The organism is Bradyrhizobium sp. USDA 4503, from assembly GCF_054055815.1.
In genome coordinates this window covers 3,371,499-3,389,202 of record NZ_JBSRXS010000001.1, presented here as the reverse complement: position 1 = coordinate 3,389,202, position 17,704 = coordinate 3,371,499, and the positions used below count along the sequence as shown (strand labels likewise).

At 65.0% G+C, this 17,704-nt stretch carries 17 protein-coding genes and 1 other RNA gene; 12 read left to right on the top strand and 6 right to left on the bottom strand.

Annotated elements, in window-relative coordinates; all coding sequences use genetic code 11:
- Window positions 1-67: 67 nt before the first annotated feature.
- The gene (locus ACVMIH_RS16605; protein WP_028332498.1) at window positions 68-1,300 is read left to right on the top strand and encodes a cytochrome P450; all 1,233 of its coding nucleotides are present in this window, start codon (window positions 68-70) and stop codon (window positions 1,298-1,300) included.
- A 200-nt stretch (window positions 1,301-1,500) separates the two neighbouring features.
- Window positions 1,501-5,208 (top strand): AsmA family protein, encoded by a 3,708-nt coding sequence (locus tag ACVMIH_RS16600; protein ID WP_456862513.1) that lies wholly within the window; start codon window positions 1,501-1,503, stop codon window positions 5,206-5,208.
- Window positions 5,209-5,272: 64 nt separating this feature from the next.
- Here ACVMIH_RS16600 and ACVMIH_RS16595 read toward each other — a convergent pair whose 3' ends face one another.
- From ACVMIH_RS16595 to ssrA, 6 genes are all read right to left on the bottom strand, one after another.
- Entirely contained in the window at window positions 5,273-5,626 is a 354-nt protein-coding gene (locus ACVMIH_RS16595; protein ID WP_076824248.1) for a VOC family protein, read from the bottom strand.
- Between the two features lie 55 nt (window positions 5,627-5,681).
- On the bottom strand, window positions 5,682-5,957 hold the full coding sequence (locus ACVMIH_RS16590) for a ribbon-helix-helix domain-containing protein (RefSeq protein ID WP_024580116.1): 276 nt from the start codon (window positions 5,955-5,957) through the stop codon (window positions 5,682-5,684).
- Window positions 5,954-6,142: a DUF4169 family protein gene (locus tag ACVMIH_RS16585; RefSeq protein ID WP_016841076.1), complete on the bottom strand. Its 189-nt coding sequence runs from the start codon at window positions 6,140-6,142 to the stop codon at window positions 5,954-5,956. The genes ACVMIH_RS16590 and ACVMIH_RS16585 overlap by 4 nt, the downstream gene beginning before the upstream one ends.
- A gap of 274 nt (window positions 6,143-6,416) precedes the next feature.
- On the bottom strand, window positions 6,417-7,835 hold the full coding sequence (fumC, locus tag ACVMIH_RS16580; RefSeq protein WP_456782061.1) for a class II fumarate hydratase: 1,419 nt from the start codon (window positions 7,833-7,835) through the stop codon (window positions 6,417-6,419).
- 167 nt (window positions 7,836-8,002) lie between these two features.
- On the bottom strand, window positions 8,003-8,524 hold the full coding sequence (locus ACVMIH_RS16575) for an SspB family protein (protein ID WP_057015035.1): 522 nt from the start codon (window positions 8,522-8,524) through the stop codon (window positions 8,003-8,005).
- Between the two features lie 146 nt (window positions 8,525-8,670).
- Window positions 8,671-9,026, bottom strand: a transfer-messenger RNA (tmRNA) gene (gene ssrA / locus ACVMIH_RS16570).
- 101 nt (window positions 9,027-9,127) lie between these two features.
- Between ssrA and ACVMIH_RS16565 the strand changes: the two genes are divergently transcribed.
- From ACVMIH_RS16565 to hflC, 10 genes are all read left to right on the top strand, one after another.
- Entirely contained in the window at window positions 9,128-9,739 is a 612-nt protein-coding gene (locus ACVMIH_RS16565) for a chromate transporter (RefSeq protein WP_310880652.1), read from the top strand.
- Window positions 9,736-10,269 carry a chromate transporter gene (locus tag ACVMIH_RS16560; protein ID WP_076824254.1) on the top strand — a complete coding sequence of 178 codons (534 nt, stop codon included), beginning with the start codon at window positions 9,736-9,738 and terminating at the stop codon, window positions 10,267-10,269. The genes ACVMIH_RS16565 and ACVMIH_RS16560 overlap by 4 nt, the downstream gene beginning before the upstream one ends.
- A gap of 93 nt (window positions 10,270-10,362) precedes the next feature.
- Window positions 10,363-10,863, top strand: coding sequence for a tripartite tricarboxylate transporter TctB family protein (locus tag ACVMIH_RS16555; protein ID WP_057015038.1), 501 nt, complete (start codon window positions 10,363-10,365; stop codon window positions 10,861-10,863).
- 7 nt (window positions 10,864-10,870) lie between these two features.
- Window positions 10,871-12,385 carry a tripartite tricarboxylate transporter permease gene (locus ACVMIH_RS16550; protein ID WP_018272999.1) on the top strand — a complete coding sequence of 505 codons (1,515 nt, stop codon included), beginning with the start codon at window positions 10,871-10,873 and terminating at the stop codon, window positions 12,383-12,385.
- Window positions 12,386-12,517: 132 nt separating this feature from the next.
- Window positions 12,518-13,498 carry a tripartite tricarboxylate transporter substrate binding protein BugD gene (locus ACVMIH_RS16545; protein ID WP_057015039.1) on the top strand — a complete coding sequence of 327 codons (981 nt, stop codon included), beginning with the start codon at window positions 12,518-12,520 and terminating at the stop codon, window positions 13,496-13,498.
- 174 nt (window positions 13,499-13,672) lie between these two features.
- Window positions 13,673-14,467, top strand: a complete 795-nt coding sequence (locus ACVMIH_RS16540) for a thymidylate synthase (RefSeq protein ID WP_028332488.1) — start codon at window positions 13,673-13,675, stop codon at window positions 14,465-14,467.
- Between the two features lie 20 nt (window positions 14,468-14,487).
- Window positions 14,488-14,973, top strand: a complete 486-nt coding sequence (locus ACVMIH_RS16535; protein ID WP_456862512.1) for an N-acetyltransferase family protein — start codon at window positions 14,488-14,490, stop codon at window positions 14,971-14,973.
- A complete protein-coding gene (locus ACVMIH_RS16530) occupies window positions 14,973-15,485 on the top strand; it encodes a dihydrofolate reductase (protein WP_229192449.1) in 513 nt (170 codons plus the stop codon). Before ACVMIH_RS16535 ends, ACVMIH_RS16530 begins: the two co-directional genes overlap by 1 nt.
- Before the next feature lie 144 nt (window positions 15,486-15,629).
- Window positions 15,630-16,769 carry an FtsH protease activity modulator HflK gene (hflK, locus tag ACVMIH_RS16525; protein ID WP_028342342.1) on the top strand — a complete coding sequence of 380 codons (1,140 nt, stop codon included), beginning with the start codon at window positions 15,630-15,632 and terminating at the stop codon, window positions 16,767-16,769.
- Window positions 16,766-17,665 (top strand): protease modulator HflC, encoded by a 900-nt coding sequence (hflC, locus tag ACVMIH_RS16520; protein ID WP_168857169.1) that lies wholly within the window; start codon window positions 16,766-16,768, stop codon window positions 17,663-17,665. The genes hflK and hflC overlap by 4 nt, the downstream gene beginning before the upstream one ends.
- Window positions 17,666-17,704: the final 39 nt, after the last annotated feature.

The following is a 17,704-nucleotide window of genomic DNA, read 5'->3' as shown; positions in this document are numbered from 1 at the left end:
GTCTTGAGGATGACACCAGGGCACGCCAGGCTTTAAGGCCCAGGCGTAGCGTGCGAACGAGGTCACCATGAACGAGCAAGTTCAGCCGGCGAGCGGCGAGCCGCTTTTCAATCCACTGGCGCCTGAATTCATTCGCAATCCCTATCCGTATTACGAGCGGCTGCGCCGCCTCGATCCGATGCATGTCAATGTGCACGGCGCTTTCGTCGCCAGCCGGCACGCCGAGGCGAGCCTCGTGCTGCGCGACAAGCGGTTCGGCAAGGATTTTGCCGAGCGCTCGATCCGCCGCTACGGTCCGAAGATCATGGAGGAGCCGGTCTTCCGCAGCATGAGCCACTGGATGCTGCAGCAGGATCCGCCCGACCACACCCGCCTGCGCGGCCTTGTCGTCAAGGCCTTCACCGCGCGGCGGGTCGAGGACATGCGGCCGCGCATCCAGCACGTCGTCGACGAGACGCTGGATCGCATCATTCCGCAAGGCAAGATGGACCTGATCGAGGATTTCGCGTTCCGCCTGCCGGTCACCATCATCTGCGACATGCTCGGCATTCCCGAGGAACACCGCGAGGCCTTCTACAACGGTTCGCGCGATGGCGGCCGCATCCTCGAGCCGGTGCCGCTGACCCCCGAGGAAATCAAGCAGGGCAACGCCGCCAATGCGATGGCGGCGATGTATTTCCATCAGCTGTTCGAGCTGCGCCGCAAGCAACCCGGCGACGACCTCACCACCCAGCTGGTGCAGGCCGAAGAGGACGGCCAGAAGCTCACCAACGAGGAACTGACCGGCAACATCATCCTGCTGTTCGGCGCCGGCCACGAGACGACCGTGAACCTGATCGGCAACGGCCTGCTGGCGCTGTTCCGCAACCCGGACCAACTCGCGCTGCTGAAGGCCAATCCCGGCCTGATCACCAACGCGATCGAGGAGTTTCTGCGTTACGATTCCTCGGTGCAGCTGACCGGCCGTGTCGCGCTGGAAGACATCGACGACCTCGGTGGCAAGCGCATCCCGAAGGGCGAGAGCGTGCTGTGCCTCCTGGGCTCGGCCAATCACGACGAGGCTGTCTACCCCGACCACCCCGAAAGGCTCGACATCCGGCGGCCGAACGTCAAGCCGCTGTCGTTCGGCGGCGGCATCCATTTCTGTCTCGGTGCCCAGCTGGCGCGGATCGAGGCCGAGATCGCGATCTCGACACTGCTGCGCCGGATTCCCGACCTGCGGCTCGATGACGCGGAAAATCCGGAGTGGCGGCCGACCTTCGTGCTGCGCGGGCTGAAGCGGCTGCCGGCGAGCTGGTGACGTTCCCGCGGGTCAGCGATCCGCGGCGGGGCCGGCACACGCACGCTTGAACGGGAAATCAACCATCTGTCCAGAGTCCCAGCAGTAAACCGGCTGTGACTTCGCCGTACTTGTCTCTATATTTGGGTTGCTCCGGCCAGAGGTTGGCAAAGGGTTCAGCATGAGGAGGCTGCCCCGGAGCTGGCTCAAAGGGAGACACCGTGCAGACGACGCTGCTCGGCCTGGCAATTGCCTTCATTCTTGCACTGGTCGCGGCGCTGGTCGGTCCATATTTCGTTGACTGGAACCAGTTCCGGCCGCAGTTCGAGGCGGAGGCGTCCAAGATCATCGGCGTGCCGATTCGCGTCGCCGGCAATCTCGACGCGCGTCTGCTGCCGGCACCCTCGCTGCGGTTGAAGACGGTCACCGTCGGCGGCGCCAACGACCTCCGCAAGATTCGGGCTGCCAATCTCGACGTCGAACTCAGCCTGAGCTCGCTGATGCGGGGCGAGTGGCGCGCGAACGAGCTCACCATCAACGGCGTGTCGCTCGATCTCGGGCTGGACCCGAAAGGGCGGATCGACTGGTCGCCGTCGAGCGGGAGCTTCAACCTCGCTTCGCTGGCGATCGACCGGCTCAACCTGACCGGCCGCATCGCGCTGCATGATGCAGCGAGCCGCAGCACGCTCGAGCTCAACGACATTGCCTTCAGTGGCGACGTTCGCTCGCTTGCCGGCGCGATCCGGGGTGACGGCAATTTCATGTTCGACGGCAACCGCTACCCGTTTCGGGTCTCCTCGGGGCAGAGCGCCGATGGCAGCGGCACTCGCCTGCACTTCAGCATCGATCCCGGGCAGCGGCCGGTGTCGGCCGATCTCGACGGCATCCTGACATTCGAGGCCCGCGCGCCGCGGTTCGAGGGCACGCTGACGCTGGCGGGTGCGCCCGGTCAGCGCGGCGGCGATGCGCCGCCATGGCGGATCGCGGCCAAGGTGAAATCGGATTATTCGGCGGCGCGGCTCGACCAGATCGACGTGAGCTATGGCGCCGAGGATCGTGCGCTGAAGCTCGCCGGCAATGGCGATCTGCGTTTCGGTGCGTCGCCGCTGCTGCGCGCCTCGCTTACGGCGCGGCAGCTCGACGGCGACAAGTTCGCCGCCAAGGATAGCAGCAATGGCAATGTCGAGCCGGTCCGCGTGCTGCCGGCGATGCGCGCGGTGTTGTCGGGTCTTCCGCAAAGCCCGATACCGGCGCAGGTGGAGCTGGCATCCGAGCAGATCATGCTCGGCGGCCGTCCATTGCAGGACATCTCGGCGGAGCTGCGATCGGATGCGAAATCATGGACGGTGCGCCGGCTGGAATTTCGCGCGCCGGGATCCACGCGGGTCTCGATGAGCGGTGCCAGCGCGCAAGCTGGAGCGGCGAACAGCTTCAAGACCGCGCTCAACATCGAATCGTCCGATCCCGACGCGCTGATGACCTGGCTGCAGGGGCGCGGCGACGCCACCTATCGCAGCCAGAGGCCGCTGCGTTTGCGCGGCGACGTCATGGTGTCACCATCGGGCTTTTCGATCGATGCGATGAAGGCGGAGATCGAAAGCGGCACGCTCGAGGGCCGCGTCGCGGTTACGTACCGCGAGGCAACCAGCGGCTCGAAGGTCGAGGCGCAGTTGAAGGCGGATCGGCTCGATCTCGACGCGACCGCGGCATTGATCCGCTCGCTGGCCGGTCCGCAAGGCGAATGGCCCGACGAGGCGCAGCTGTCGCTCGACGTCGGGCGCGCGGTCTCTTCCGGGCAGGAATTGCGGCCGCTGCTGGCGAAAATCGCCTATAGCCCGAAGAATGTCGTGCTCGAGCGCGTCAAGATCGGCCAGCCCGACAACGTCACGCTCGACGGCAGCGGCAATTTCGACCGCGCCAATTCGACCGGCAAGCTCGCGGTCGACGCGACCGCCGCGTCGCTTGGCCGGCTGACCGCTGTGGTTCAGCCGTTCGCGCCGGCGCTGGCCGCGCGGCTTGGCGTGCTCCGCGCGGATGCCGGCCCGGTTCGCGCCAGGCTCGCGCTCGACCTCGGCAAGGGCAAGGCTGCCGACCGCGTCAGCGCGCGCGCGACGCTCGATCTCGACACGCCGCAGCTCAAGGGCAATACGGTGATTTCGGCGACGCCACAGGTGGCCGCGATCCGTGCGCTGGACTTCGATGCACTTCGCCGCCACGAGGTTGCAGCGGAGACGAAATTCTCGGCAGGCGATGGCAACGCTTTGCTGGCGCTGCTTGGGCTTGACCATGCGGTCGCAGCCGGTGCCGGTTCGACGCAATTCGAGGGCACGGCGATCGGCGCGTGGGGCGCGCCGTTGCGGCTGAAGGCAAGGCTCTGGGGCGAAGGGCTCGACGCGGATGCCGAAGGGACCGCGGAGCCTTGGACCAAGGACGGGGCCAACGCGGGCAAATCGAGCATCAGCCTCCGCGTCCGCAGCGCCGACATCAGTCCGCTGCTCAATCTGAAGCCAGCCGATCCGGTCGCAAACATCCGCCTGTCGTCGAAGCTGACGCTCGCGGGCGACAGGCTGACCTTCGACGATCTCGACAGCATCGTCGCCGGTTCACGGCTGCGCGGTCATCTGGCGCTGACGCTCGCCGATCAGAAAAGCGTCGACGGCGAAGTCGGTCTCGATCAGATCACGCTGGCGCCGATTTTCGCGGCCGCGATCGGCGCGGCCGGTCACGATGCGACGGAGCCGCTCGGCCAGGGCCTCACAAGCGCCTGGCGCGGCAAGGTCACGTTCGAAGCGCTGCACGGTCTGCTGCCGGGGGGCGCCGAGCTGCAGCCGGTCAGCGGCACCATCAGGTCGGACGGGCAATCGCTGACCTTCGACGGCATCAAGGGCAAGATCGGCGGTGGCGAGGCGACCGCCACCATCGATGCGCGACAGGGCGCCAACGGACTTGCGCTCAGCGCCAATGTGCAGCTGTCCGGCATCGACAGTTCAGCCTTGCGCTACCGCAGTCTCGCGATGCCCAAGGGACGCGCCTCGATGCAGATGACGCTGTTGACGCAGGGCCGCAGTGCCTCGGCGTTGACCGGCGCGCTGTCCGGCAGCGGCACCGTGACGCTGGAGGGGCTGAGCCTTCCGGGCCTCGATCCGCGCGCCTTCGAGGTTGCGATCCGCGCCAGCGATTCCGGGCAGGCGACCGACGACACGCGGCTGCGGCAGATCGTCGAACCGGTGCTCGCGAGCGGCGCGCTGTCGATTGCTTCGGCGCAAATCCCCTTCAACATCCGCGACGGCCGCCTCCGGGTCGGCGCCACCACGCTCGCGGCGAACGGTGCCAATGCGACCGTATCCGGCGGCTACGACATTCCGGCCGACCAGGCCGACATCCGCGCCGCCCTGGCATCGACGCAGGTCGGCACGGCCAACAGCCGACCGGAAATCCAGTTGCTTGCCGTGGGCACGCCCGACGGATTGTCGCGTAGCATCGACATTGCGGCGCTGTCGTCGTGGCTTGCGGTGCGCGCGATCGACCGGGAGACCAAGCGGCTCGACGCCATCGAGCGCGGCGAACCGGCGCCGCCGCCGACCCAAACGGCGCTTCCGCATCCGGCCGAGCCGGCGCCGGATGCATCCAACCCGAATTCGGCAGGCATGCCTTCCGCCAACTTGCCGGGGCCTGGTCCTGACCCGCGCCGCGTGCCGGCGAAGCCGAAGATCGTTGCGCCGCGGCCGCCGACTGTCCCGCCGGCCGCCACCGCGCCCGCCATTGCGCCGCCCGCATCGCTTGCGAGCCAGCCGCAGCTGGCGCCGCTGCCGCCGCCGATCGAGGTCAAGCCGGCGCCCGGCGCGGCCAGGCCAAAGCCGCTGCGGCCCCCGCTGTCGCTGACGCCGCAGGTCGCCAATCCACCGCAGCGGCCGGCGATGCAGAACTAAACGCGCTTTCAAGCGAAGTGGGCACCGGTTCGCGTCAAGACAGTGCGTCAAACGAAGCGCTGGCTCATGATCGGTGCTGGAGAATATTGATCAGCTTGCCGAAGGGATCGCGGACGAAGAAGCGCCGCACGCCCCACGGCTCGTCCGCCGGTCCGTATTCGATCGCGATGCAGGCTGCCTTCATTCGGCGCAGGGCCTCGTCGAGATCGTCAACCTCAATGGAGAGATCAGGCACCGGCGTGCCGGAGCCACCTTCGGAAGCGAAGCTGATTTGAGCCTGCATTGTTTCGGATGAGCCATAAGTCGCAACCCAACCGAAATCCATCAGTGGCTCGAGGCCAAGCACGTCGCGATAAAACGACTTCGCTGCCGCTGTGTCCGGTGCGGCAACGTTCGCGACGATCCGATTGACCTTCATGCTGAGCCCGCGCAGCGGAACGACCGTCTACTGGTGGCGACGGTCGGAGAGGCCGTCAGGCCTGCTGACGCGTGTCAACCTGTTGCGGCCTGACATCCGTGGGCACCGCCGGCGTGGCGCGCGAGCGGAAGTAGTCGAGCACGAACAGCCGGATCGCGGAGGACAAATTGCCCTGCTGACGGTTGTTGTCGATCTCGCCGACCAACTCCGACAGCGTCATGTTCCGCAGACCGGAAATCTCCTTCATGCCATTCCAGAAGGCTTCTTCGAGGCTGACGCTGGTCTTGTGTCCGGCGACGACGATCGAGCGCTTGACGACGGGAGACTTCATGATGCGTCTCCATTTTCGATGCGGTGCTGATCGAGCACACGCGCGTTGCGCTCGCCGAGGAATTCGTCACGCGCTCGTTCGGATTTGGTGCGACCGAATAGCGCACGATTGGCTTCGGCCTGCTTCGCTGCTTGTTCGCGCTCACCGCGCTTCTTGAATCGTTTCAAGTTGACCACGTCGCCCATGCTCGTCGTCCTCATCGTCCCCAGAGCGGAATTGGTGATGCATCGTGACGAAAGCAAGAGCAACTGCGCTACGCGCCCGGCTCGATATCCATCCCGAATCCCCGTTTGATGCTCTGATAGCATCAAAGAATCCGTTTCGCTCTGCGAAAACTAGACGTCTGTACCATGCGCCAGCGCAGAGCTCATAGGTAACGCGCCTTAGTCTTTAGGCGTTATGATCCATAATTATATCACGCGCGCTGACCGTAATTATCCGGACAATGCGAGCTTCGCTTTAGCCCGGGTGTGTCATTTTGTCCGGCTGCACGAGGCGATCAAATTCATCCGCGGAAACAAATCCGAGCCGCAAAGCCTCTTCCTTCAGCGTCGTTCCGCGCGCATGCGCCGACTTGGCGACCTTGGCTGCGTTGTCGTAACCGATCTTCGGCGCGAGTGCGGTGACCAGCATCAGCGAGCGCTGCATCAGTTCGTTGATGCGCTTTTCGTCGGCGCGTATTCCGACAACGCAATGCTCGGTAAATGAGCGGACAACGTCAGACAGCAACTGAATGGAATTTATCATACAGTATGCCAACACAGGCTTGTACACGTTCAACTCGAAATGGCCCTGGCTGCCGGCGACGGTGATCGTGGTCTGATTGCCGAACACCTGGCAGCAGACCATGGTCATGGCTTCGCACTGTGTCGGATTGACCTTGCCCGGCATGATCGACGAGCCCGGCTCGTTCTCGGGCAGGATCAACTCGCCGAGGCCCGAGCGCGGGCCCGAGCCGAGCAAGCGGATATCGTTGGCGATCTTGAACAGGCCGGTCGCCACCGAGTTGATCGCGCCGTGCACCAGCACATAGGCGTCGTTGGAAGCCAGCGCCTCGAACTTGTTGGCCGCGCTGGTGAACGGCAGCTTGGTGATCTTGGCGACGTGGCGCGCGAAGGTTTTCGCAAATCGCGGCTTCGAGTTGAGGCCGGTGCCGACGGCGGTGCCGCCCTGCGCGAGCGGAAACAGATCCTTCACCGCGACGCGCAGCCGCGCGATGCCGCTCTCGACCTGCGCGGCGTAGCCGGAGAATTCCTGGCCGAGCGTCAGCGGCGTCGCATCCTGGGTATGGGTGCGCCCGATCTTGACGATCCTGGCAAACGTCTTCTCCTTCTTGCGCAACGCGCGATGCAGTTCGGTGAGTGCCGGAATCAGATCGGCGACGATGCGGCTCGCTGCGGCGATATGCATCGCGGTCGGAAACGAGTCGTTCGACGACTGACTCATGTTGACGTGATCGTTCGGATGGATCGGCTTCTTGGCGCCAAGCTCGCCGCCGAGCATCTGGTTGGCGCGGTTGGCGATCACCTCGTTCACGTTCATGTTGCTCTGCGTGCCCGAACCGGTCTGCCAGACCACCAGCGGGAAATTGTCGTCGAGCTTGCCTTCGATTACTTCCTTGGCTGCGCGGATGATGGCGCCGGTGCGGCGCGCATCGAGCTGGCCGAGCTCGCGATTGGTCTCCGCGGCCGCAAGCTTCACGATGCCGAGTGCATGGACGATCGCGATCGGCATGCGGTCGTGGCCGATCTTGAAATTCTGCCGCGAGCGTTCGGTCTGCGCGCCCCAATAGCGGTCGGCGGGAACGTCGATCGGACCGAAGCTGTCGGTCTCGCTGCGGGTCTTTGCCTTGGAGGGGATCGTCGATCGAGCCATCATGCTTTCCGTGGATGCTTGCCGTTGCGTCATCAAAACGTGGCCCGGCGCGGCAACGCGACAGCGTCCGCGTGAAGGGCACGTTCATGCAGAAGGTAGGCCGCGATGACGATTTGTCATCCCGATCCCGGCAAGCATCCTACAAGGTCGAGGCGTGATCTGCGCTTAGATTATTTCTTGCGGAAGCGGTCCAGCCGCACGACCTCGGCGCCTTCGCTGGGCTTCGCGGGCTCCTGCTCGGTCTCGGCGCTCTCGGTCTCGGCCGCTGCGTGGGCCGCAGGGGCGGGCAGGGGAGAGGCCGGTGCGGTGGCGGGAGGGGCTTCTTCGGACAGTGCGTCCGAGACATCGAAGCGCAAATCGAACGGCGCGGACGGATCGAGGAAGCGCGTCACTGCGGCGAACGGCACGGTCAGCCGCTCGGGAATCCCGCCGAACGACAGGCCGACCTCGAAGCGATCCTCGGTCACCACCAGATCCCAGAACTGGTGCTGCAGGATGATGGTCATCTCCTCCGGATACTGCGCGAGCAGCCGGGGCGACAGCTTCACGCCGTCGCCGTGCGACAGGAAGGTGATGTAGAAATGGTGCTCACCTGGCAGGCCATGTTCGGCGGCGTCGGACAACACCCGGCGCAGCACCCCGCGCAGCGCATCGCGCGCCAGCACGTCATATCGGATGTGATCGGTCGCCATGGTGATCCTGTCGCTTCGAAAATGCCCGCCGGGGCGGCGCCGGACCGTCCGACTCGCCCTTTTGCCATGCTACCCCGCCGGGAGCCGGAAATCAGCAGGGCTGGCCGCTGAAATGCGCGGACGCCCGATTGGGAAACAAGGGATAAAGTGGAGGCTTCTGTTGCCAGGTGCCTCCGAACCCCGCCTAGCGGAGCTTAACCCGCTAGGACTTTAAGATGGTCTTTCAAACTGCGTTACGCAGCCTGAGCAACCGGAGCAAAGTTGTCGTTGGCAACTATTGCATTGGCCCGATGTCGGCGGAACCATACCGAGAAAAAACACGCCCTTTACGCCCTCGTCGATCCTATTTCGCCCCCGCCGAAAGCCACCGCGACGGATGGATTTTGGTGGAGGCGCCGGGTACCGCCCCCGGGTCCGAATGGTTTATTGCGACGGTCATTTATTTCCATAGCCGGCGAACCGGCACCCCCAATATAGCGGCAAAGTCTTAGAAAAACAGAGCCGATTCAGGCCCTTTCGGCTGTGAAAACCGGCCGATTTGGGGCTGGCCAAGGTCTTAGCCAGGGTCTTGGCGCTGTCCCGGCGCCGTTCTAGGTTTCGTCCATGCCCCCGGAATCTCCGCCGGTTGCCGCCCCGGCGCCGGATGCCCCCGTACCATCGCCGCCCCACCAGCCCGGCCTGCTCGAGCTGTTCCTGGCCTTTGCCAAGATGTCGCTGGCCGGCTTTGGCGGGGTTCTGGTCTGGGCCCGCCGCGCGATCGTCGAGCAGCACCGCTGGATGACCGCGGAGGAGTTCAACGAGACCTTCGCGCTGTGCCATTTCCTGCCAGGTCCGAACATCGTCAACCTGTCGGTCGTATTCGGCTCGCGCTTTCGCGGCATAGCCGGCGGGCTCGCGGCCTTCGCCGGGCTGGTCGGGCCGCCGATGGTGATCGCGACCATCCTTGCCGCGCTCTATGCCCGTTACGGCGACATCGACGTGCTGCGCCGGACGCTCGCCGGCGTCGCCTGCGCCGCGGTCGGGCTGCTGTTCGCCGTCGTCTTCAAGATGATGATGCCGCTCCTGAAGCGGCGCGATGTCACGGGCCTCGTCATTCTGGCTGCTGTTTTCGTCGCGATCGGACTGATCCGCTGGCCGCTCCAGATCGTGCTGCTGGTGGCGATCCCGCTCAGCATTGCGACGACGGTCCTGGCGCGCCGCATGGTGCGGGCATGAGCTCGGAGTCCAACCCGATCGCGGCGCTGGTCTGGACCTTCGGCCTGATGTCGCTGTTTGCGGTCGGCGGCGCCAATTCGGCGATTCCCGAAATGCACCGTGCCGCCGTCGACGTGCATCACTGGCTGACCGACAAGCAGTTCGCCGACGTATTCGCGATCTCGCAGCTCTCGCCGGGGCCGAACGTGCTGATCGTGACCTTGATAGGCTATTCTGTCGCAGGCGTCGCCGGGGCGTTGGCCGCGACGGTGGCGATGTGCGGACCGACCGCGCTGCTTGCCTATTATGTGAGCCGTTTCCTCGATCGCTCGCGCGAGGCGCGCTGGCCGGCGATGATCCAGGCTGCACTGGTTCCGCTGTCGATCGGTCTGATGGCGGCCTCCGGCCTGATCGTGGCGCAGACCTCAGACCAAAGTTGGATCGCGGTCCTGATCACCATTGTCGCGGCCGCGCTTGCTTTTGCGACGCGGATCAACCCTTTGTGGATGTTGCTGGCCGGAGGCCTCTTGGGTTTCGCTGGCGTTATCTGACGAAAATCGCTAGCAAGGCTCTCGGTCAACGCACCACAAACCAAGCCATTCAATCAAAACGGGCGGGACAGCCCTGACGGGGGAAGCAAAGTCATGAGCGATACGCCGAGCGAGGCGCCGGTCAAATCGATCTTGCCGAAATGGGTGCGCGGTCCGCAGGATTTTGTCGGCGGGCTCGCCATGATGGCGGTTGCGCTGTTTGCCTTGTGGGCCTCGAGCGATTTGCAGGGCATGCACGGATTTTCGTTCGGCGCCGGAACCGCGCCGCGCATGTTCGCAGTGCTGCTGCTGTTGCTCGGCGGTGGTGTCGCGCTGATGGGAGTTCTGCAGAATGGCCCGCATATCGCGGCCTATTCCTGGCGCGGCCCGTTGTTCGTATCCGCCGCAATCGTGTTCTTCGCATTGGCGATCCGGCCACTCGGGCTTGTGGTCTCCGCCTTTGCCGCCTTCATGATCGCGGCGATGGGCTCGCAGGAGACGAAATTGGTCGAGGCCATCATTGTCGGCGCCTGTCTGACCCTCGGCTGCGCGCTGCTTTTCCCCTATGTGCTGGGACTTCCGATGCCGATGTTCCCGCGTTTCCTGATCCAGTGAGGGCGTGATGGAACTGTTTGCCAATCTCGCCCACGGTTTCGCGGTCGCATTCTCGCCGATCAACCTTCTGATGTGCCTGATCGGCGCACTGGTCGGCACGCTGGTCGGCGTGCTGCCGGGCATCGGCACCATCGCCACCGTCGCCATGCTGCTGCCGATCACCTTCGGCCTGCCGCCGGTCGGTGCGCTGATCATGCTCGCCGGCATCTATTACGGCGCGCAATATGGCGGCTCGACCACCTCGATCCTGGTCAATATTCCGGGCGAGGCGACCTCCGTCGTCACCGCGCTCGACGGCCACCAGATGGCCAAGCAGGGCCGCGCCGGTCCGGCTCTGGCGATCGCCGCGATCGGCTCGTTCTTCGCCGGCTGCGTCGCGACCGTGCTGATCGCCGTGCTCGGCGCGCCGCTGACCAAGCTCGCGCTGGCGTTCGGTCCGGCTGAATATTTCTCGCTGATGGTGCTCGGCCTGATCTTCGCGGTGGTGCTCGCCAAGGGCTCGGTGCTGAAGGCGATCGCGATGATCGTGTTCGGCCTGTTGCTGTCGATGGTCGGCTCCGACATCGAGACCGGCGCCTCGCGCATGGCCTTCAACATCCCCGAACTCGCCGACGGTCTCGGCTTTGCCACCGTGGCGATGGGTGTGTTCGGCTTCGCGGAGATCATCCGCAACCTCGACCACGGCGCCGAGATGAACCGCAACCTGGTGCAGCAGAAGATCACCGGCCTGATGCCGACCAGGAAGGACATCGCGGATTCAACGCCGGCGATCCTGCGCGGCACCGTGCTTGGCTCGATCCTCGGCATCCTGCCGGGCGGCGGCGCCGTGATCGCCTCGTTCGCGGCCTATACGCTGGAGAAGAAGCTGGCGAAGGATCCGAAGCGGTTCGGCCGCGGCGCGATCGAGGGCGTGGCGGCGCCGGAAAGCGCCAACAACGCCGCGGCGCAGACCTCGTTCATCCCGCTGCTCACGCTCGGCATCCCGCCGAACGCGGTGATGGCGCTGATGGTCGGCGCGATGACCATTCACGGCATCGTGCCGGGTCCGCAGGTGATGCAGAAGCAGCCCGATCTGGTCTGGGGCATGATCGCCTCGATGTGGATCGGCAATCTGATGCTGATCATCATCAACCTGCCGTTGGTGGGCATCTGGGTCCGTCTGCTGCGCGTGCCGTACCGCCTGATGTTCCCCTCGATCGTGGTGTTCTGCGCGATCGGCATCTACTCGGTGAACAACGCGCCGGTCGACGTCGTGCTCGCCGGCGTGTTCGGCCTGGTCGGCTATTGGCTGATCAAGCACGATTTCGAGCCGGCACCGCTGCTGCTCGGCATGGTGCTGGGCCCGCTGATGGAGGAGAACCTGCGTCGCGCGCTGTTGATCTCGCGCGGCGACTGGAGCGTGTTCGTCTCGCGGCCGCTGTCGGCGGTGCTGCTGGCGATCGCGGCCGGTCTCCTGGTGCTCGCCGTGCTGCCGACGTTGCGTGCCAAGCGCGACGAAGTGTTCGTGGAATCCGAGGGCTGAGCGAGCCGTCGACCCTGCGTCGGCGCGCCGCAGGCGGAAGTCGAATCGACACTCGATGTCGTCCCGTGAAATGAAAATGCCGGCCGATTTGGCCGGCATTTTTATTGGTCAAACGTTCCGGGAGGAATTGAGATGATGTCCATTCGCTCGCTTGCGGGCGCATGCCTTTCGGCATTTGTAGCGCTCGGCGCTTTCGCCGTGCCGGCGTCCGCGCAAAACTATCCGACCCGCACCATCACCATGATCGTGCCGTTCGCAGCCGGCGGCCCGACCGATGTCATCTCGCGCATCGTGACCGCGCACATGGCGCAGACGCTGGGACAGAGCATCGTGATCGAGAACGTGGTCGGCGCCGGCGGCACCACCGCGACGACGCGCGCCGCACGCGCCGCCAATGACGGCTATACGTTGATTACAGGGCATATGGGCACGCACGCCGCCTCGGTGCCGCTCTATCCGAAGCTTGCCTATCACCCGGAAAAGGATTTCGAGCCCGTCGCGCTGCTCGCCGGCACGCCGATCCTGATCCTTGCCCGCAAGGACTTCCCGCCGAAGGATCTCAAGGAATTCGTCGCCTACGTGAAGGCCAATGCCGAGAAGGTCAACGCCGCGCATGCCGGCATCGGCTCGGTCTCGCACGCCTCCTGCGAGCTCCTGAACTCGATCCTCGGCGTCAAACCGGTCGGCGTGCCCTTCAACGGCACCGGCCCGGCCATGAATGCGCTGGTCGCCGGCCAGGTCGATTACATGTGCGACCAGATCGTCAACGCGGTGCCGCAGATCAACGCCGGCACCATCAAGGCCTATGCGGTCGCCACCCCCGAGCGCAACCCGTCGCTGCCCAATGTGCCGACCACGACGGAAGCCGGCTTGCCGGCGTTCCAGGCCCAGGCCTGGAATGCGATTTTCGCGCCGAAGGGAACTTCGCCCGCCATCATCGCCACGTTGAATGCCGCGGCCATCAAGGCGCTTGACGATGAGAACGTCCGCAAGCGCCTGCTCGACCTCGGCAGCGTGATCCCGGCGCCCGCCAACCGTACGCCGGAGGCGCTCGCGACGCTCGTCAAGAACGAGATCGCGAAGTGGACGCCGGTGCTCAAGCCGGCAACTTAATCCAGTACAATCAGGCAAATAGGGCAGGGGCGGGACGCGAGTTCCGCCCCTTGTCGTTTGGCGCGGAGTGCTCACTTTTCAGGGTATAATCGGTACGTTCAGCCGAATCAGCGTGCCGACCGGCGGCCTTGGCCGCTACATTGGTCGTTCTCTCGAAAGCCCGAAACAGACGCCATGAACCAGTATCACGACCTGCTCGAACGCATCCTCGCCGACGGTGCCGAGAAGCACGACCGCACCGGCACCGGGACGCTGTCGATCTTCGGTCATCAGATGCGCTTCAACCTCGCGGCCGGCTTCCCGATGCTGACCACCAAGCGGCTGCCGCTGAAGGCGATCGTGCACGAGCTGCTCTGGTTCCTCGCCGGCGACACCAACATCAAATATCTCAACGACAACGGCGTCACGATCTGGGACGAATGGGCCGACGCCAACGGCGACCTCGGTCCGGTGTACGGCTCGCAATGGCGGTCGTGGCCCGCGCCGGATGGCCGTAGCATCGACCAGATCGCTGGCGTGGTCGAGATGATCAAGCGCAATCCGGATTCGCGACGGCTGATCGTCAGCGCCTGGAATCCGGCCGAGGTCGACAAGATGGCGCTGCCGCCGTGCCATTGCCTGTTCCAGTTCTATGTCGCGAACGGCAAATTGTCCTGTCAGCTCTATCAGCGCTCGGGCGACGTCTTCCTCGGCGTACCCTTCAATATCGCCTCCTATGCGCTGCTCACCATGATGGTCGCGCAGGTGACCGGGCTGAAGCCCGGCGATTTCGTGCACTCGCTCGGCGACGCGCACCTCTACTCCAACCATCTCGAGCAGGCGCGCCTGCAGTTGACGCGGCCGACGCGGCCGTTGCCGACGATGGCGATCAATCCGGACGTGAAGGATATCTTCGCGTTCCGCTACGAAGACTTCAAACTCGAAGGTTACGACCCGCATCCGCACATCAAGGCCGAGGTCGCGGTATGAGTTGCGGTCCGAGGGATTGAATGTCGCTGACGATCCGCCGCGCGCGGCCCGATGAGGCCGGACTGGTGTTCTCGCTGATCCGCGAACTCGCCGAATACGAAAAGCTTCTGCATGAGGTTCACGCCAGCGAGGCCGACATCGCTGACGCGCTGTTCGGCGCCAATCCGCGGCTATATTGCGACATCGCGGAATGGAACAGCGAGCCTGCCGGCTTCGCGGTCTGGTTCGTCAACTTCTCGACCTTCGCCGGCCGTCACGGCATCTATCTCGAAGACCTCTTCGTGCGTCCGGCGCTGCGCGGCAAGGGCATCGGCAAGGCGCTGCTCGTGCATCTGGCGAAGCAATGCCTCGCCAATGGCTGGTCGCGCCTGCAATGGGCGGTGCTCGACTGGAACGCGCCGTCGATTGCATTCTACAAGTCGCTCGGCGCCGAGATGATGGACGAATGGACGATTTGCCGCGTCTCCGGCGAGGCGCTGTCGACGCTCGCGGAAGGGGCCCGCTGATGGAGATCGTGCTTGTCGTAGCGGTCGCCGAGAACGGCGTGATCGGGAGCGACAACGCCATTCCGTGGCGGCTGAAATCCGACCAGCAGCGTTTCAAGGCGATCACGCTGAACAAGCCCGTCGTGATGGGGCGCAAGACCTTTGAGTCCCTGCGCAGGCCGCTGCCGGGCCGCACCAACATCGTGGTAACGCGCGATCCCAACTACCGCGCGCGCGGCGCCATCGTCACGACGTCGTTTGACAACGCCCGCGCCATTGCGCTTGGTGACGCGCTGCGGCGTTTCGCCACTGAGATTGCCGTCATCGGTGGCGCGGAAATCTACGCGCAATGGATGGGCACCGCCGATCGCCTTGAGATCACCGAGGTCCATGCCCGGCCGGACGGCGACACGCGGTTCGACAAAATCGATGCGCAGCTGTGGGACGAGGTGGCGCGCGTGCGAAATCCGGCAGGCCCGGACGACAGTGCCGACTTCTCCTATGTGACATATCGTCGGCGCGGCCCGGGTTAACCAATGTTTGCATTGACAATTATGCCCCGGCGCATAGCTCGTCCGGCCAGGAAGCTTGCGTTGTAAGGGCCCTAGCGGTCCCCTATAACCGGGCCGGACATTCGAGGCCGGGCGTCCCGTCCGGACTTGCCGAGGAGATGTTTGATGCCGTGGAAAAATCAAGGCGGGGGGCCCTGGGGCTCGGGTCCGAAAGGGCCATGGGGCACCGGTCCGCAGTCAGCCGGGCCAAGGCCGCCGGATCTTGAGGATCTGCTGCGGCGCGGCCAGGACCGCCTGCAGCAGTGGCTGCCCGGCGGACATTTCAGCGGCATGGGCGTCGCGCTGGTGCTGGTCGCCGCGCTGGCGATCTGGTTCGCGACCGGCATCTTCCGCGTGCAGTCCGAAGAGCTCGGCGTCGTGCTGCGCTTCGGCAAGTATGTCCGCGATGCGCAGCCGGGCCTGCGCTACCACCTGCCATATCCGATTGAGACAGTGCTGCTGCCGAAAGCGCTGCGCGTCAACACGATCTCGATCGGCATGACGCTGATCGACGATCCCGCTCGCCGCGGCCGCACCATGCGCGACGTGCCGGAAGAGAGCCTGATGCTGACCGGCGACGAGAACATCGTCGACGTCGACTTCACGGTGCTGTGGCGCATCAAGCCGGGTGGAGCCGGCGCCTATCTGTTCAACATCCAGAATCCCGAAGGCACCGTGAAGGCGGTTGCCGAAAGCGCGATGCGTGAGGTGATCGGCCGCTCGCAGATCCAGCCGATCCTGACCGGGGCGCGCAACGTCACCGAGCAGAGCGTCCAGGAGCTGATGCAGAGGACGCTCGATACCTACAACGCGGGCATCCAGATCACGCAGGTGCAGATGCAGAAGGTCGATCCGCCGGCGCAGGTGATCGACGCATTCCGCGACGTGCAGGCGGCGCGCGCCGACCTCGAGCGCAAGCAGAACGAGGCACAGACCTACGCCAACCGGATCGTACCGGAAGCGCGCGGTCGTTCCGCGCAGATCCTCCAAGCCGCCGAAGGCTACAAGGAGCAGGCGGTCGCCGACGCCAAGGGCCAGAGCGCACGCTTCCTGAAAGTCTATGAAGAGTACAAGAAGGCACCCGACGTGACGCGCGAGCGCATCTATCTGGAGACCATGGAAAAAGTGCTCGGCGGCTCCGAGAAGCTGGTTTACGACGGCGGCCCGGGCCAGAACATCGTGCCCTACCTTCCGCTCGGCGAACTGACGCCGCGGCGTCCGGCGGCACCGGCCACGACCGGCCAGCAGCAGGGAGCCACCCGATGAGGTCTCCCGTCACCGGCATTGTGTCCCTGATCATCCTCTTCATTGTGCTCGCCGTCGGCTACAGCTCGGTGTTCGCCGTGCAGCAGACCGAGCAGACCATCGTCCTGCGGTTCGGCGAGCCGGTCGACATCGTCACCGAGCCCGGCCTGCACTTCAAGGCGCCGTGGAATTCTGTGATCAACGTCGACAAGCGCATCCTCGATCTGGAAAACCCGTCGCAGGAGGTGATCGCCTCCGACCAGAAGCGGCTCGTGGTGGACGCCTTCGCGCGCTATCGCATCAAGAATGCATTGCGCTACTACACCAGCGTCGGCTCGATCCAGGCCGCCAATCTGCAGCTGACCACGCTGCTGAACGCAGCGCTGCGCCGCGTGCTCGGCGAGGTCAACTTCATCACCGTGGTGCGTGACGATCGCGAGAAGCTGATGCAGCGGATCCGCGAGCAGCTCGATAGGGAAGCGGACGGATACGGCATCGAGGTTGTCGACGTCCGCATCCGCCGTGCCGACCTGCCGGAGCAGAACAGCCAGGCCGTCTACAACCGCATGAAGACCGAACGTGAGCGCGAGGCGGCCGAGTTCCGTGCCCAGGGCGACCAGAAGGCGCAGGAAATCCGCTCGAAGGCCGACCGCGAAGCGACCGTGATCGTCGCCGAGGCGAACTCGGCCGCGGATCAGACTCGCGGTGCGGGTGACGCCGAGCGCAACCGCCTGTTCGCCGAAGCCTATGGCAAGGACAAGGACTTCTTCGCGTTCTATCGCTCGATGACGGCCTATGAGAACGGCCTGCGTTCCAGCGACACGCGTTTCCTGTTGCGGCCGGACTCGGAATTCTTCAGATACTTCGGCGGTGCAAGCGGCAAGTTGCCTGAGGCGGCCGCCGCGCCGAAACAGTAACGTCACGACTTGAACTTCAGGACTTGGCGGCGATGCGGA

Bases quoted from the DNA above. Each gene is read 5' to 3' on its own strand.
- ACVMIH_RS16590 (WP_024580116.1), bottom strand. From the start codon at position 5,957: ATGAAGTCTCCCGTCGTCAAGCGCTCGATCGTCGTCGCCGGACACAAG.
- ACVMIH_RS16585 (WP_016841076.1), bottom strand. From the start codon at position 6,142: ATGGGCGACGTGGTCAACTTGAAACGATTCAAGAAGCGCGGTGAGCGC.
- hflC (WP_168857169.1), top strand. From the start codon at position 16,766: ATGAGGTCTCCCGTCACCGGCATTGTGTCCCTGATCATCCTCTTCATT.
- ACVMIH_RS16530 (WP_229192449.1), top strand. From the start codon at position 14,973: ATGGAGATCGTGCTTGTCGTAGCGGTCGCCGAGAACGGCGTGATCGGG.
- ACVMIH_RS16575 (WP_057015035.1), bottom strand. From the start codon at position 8,524: ATGGCGACCGATCACATCCGATATGACGTGCTGGCGCGCGATGCGCTG.
- ACVMIH_RS16605 (WP_028332498.1), top strand. From the start codon at position 68: ATGAACGAGCAAGTTCAGCCGGCGAGCGGCGAGCCGCTTTTCAATCCA.
- hflK (WP_028342342.1), top strand. From the start codon at position 15,630: ATGCCGTGGAAAAATCAAGGCGGGGGGCCCTGGGGCTCGGGTCCGAAA.
- ACVMIH_RS16545 (WP_057015039.1), top strand. From the start codon at position 12,518: ATGATGTCCATTCGCTCGCTTGCGGGCGCATGCCTTTCGGCATTTGTA.
- fumC (WP_456782061.1), bottom strand. From the start codon at position 7,835: ATGATGGCTCGATCGACGATCCCCTCCAAGGCAAAGACCCGCAGCGAG.
- ACVMIH_RS16555 (WP_057015038.1), top strand. From the start codon at position 10,363: ATGAGCGATACGCCGAGCGAGGCGCCGGTCAAATCGATCTTGCCGAAA.
- ACVMIH_RS16550 (WP_018272999.1), top strand. From the start codon at position 10,871: ATGGAACTGTTTGCCAATCTCGCCCACGGTTTCGCGGTCGCATTCTCG.
- ACVMIH_RS16560 (WP_076824254.1), top strand. From the start codon at position 9,736: ATGAGCTCGGAGTCCAACCCGATCGCGGCGCTGGTCTGGACCTTCGGC.
- ACVMIH_RS16535 (WP_456862512.1), top strand. From the start codon at position 14,488: ATGTCGCTGACGATCCGCCGCGCGCGGCCCGATGAGGCCGGACTGGTG.
- ACVMIH_RS16540 (WP_028332488.1), top strand. From the start codon at position 13,673: ATGAACCAGTATCACGACCTGCTCGAACGCATCCTCGCCGACGGTGCC.
- ACVMIH_RS16595 (WP_076824248.1), bottom strand. From the start codon at position 5,626: ATGAAGGTCAATCGGATCGTCGCGAACGTTGCCGCACCGGACACAGCG.
- ACVMIH_RS16565 (WP_310880652.1), top strand. From the start codon at position 9,128: ATGCCCCCGGAATCTCCGCCGGTTGCCGCCCCGGCGCCGGATGCCCCC.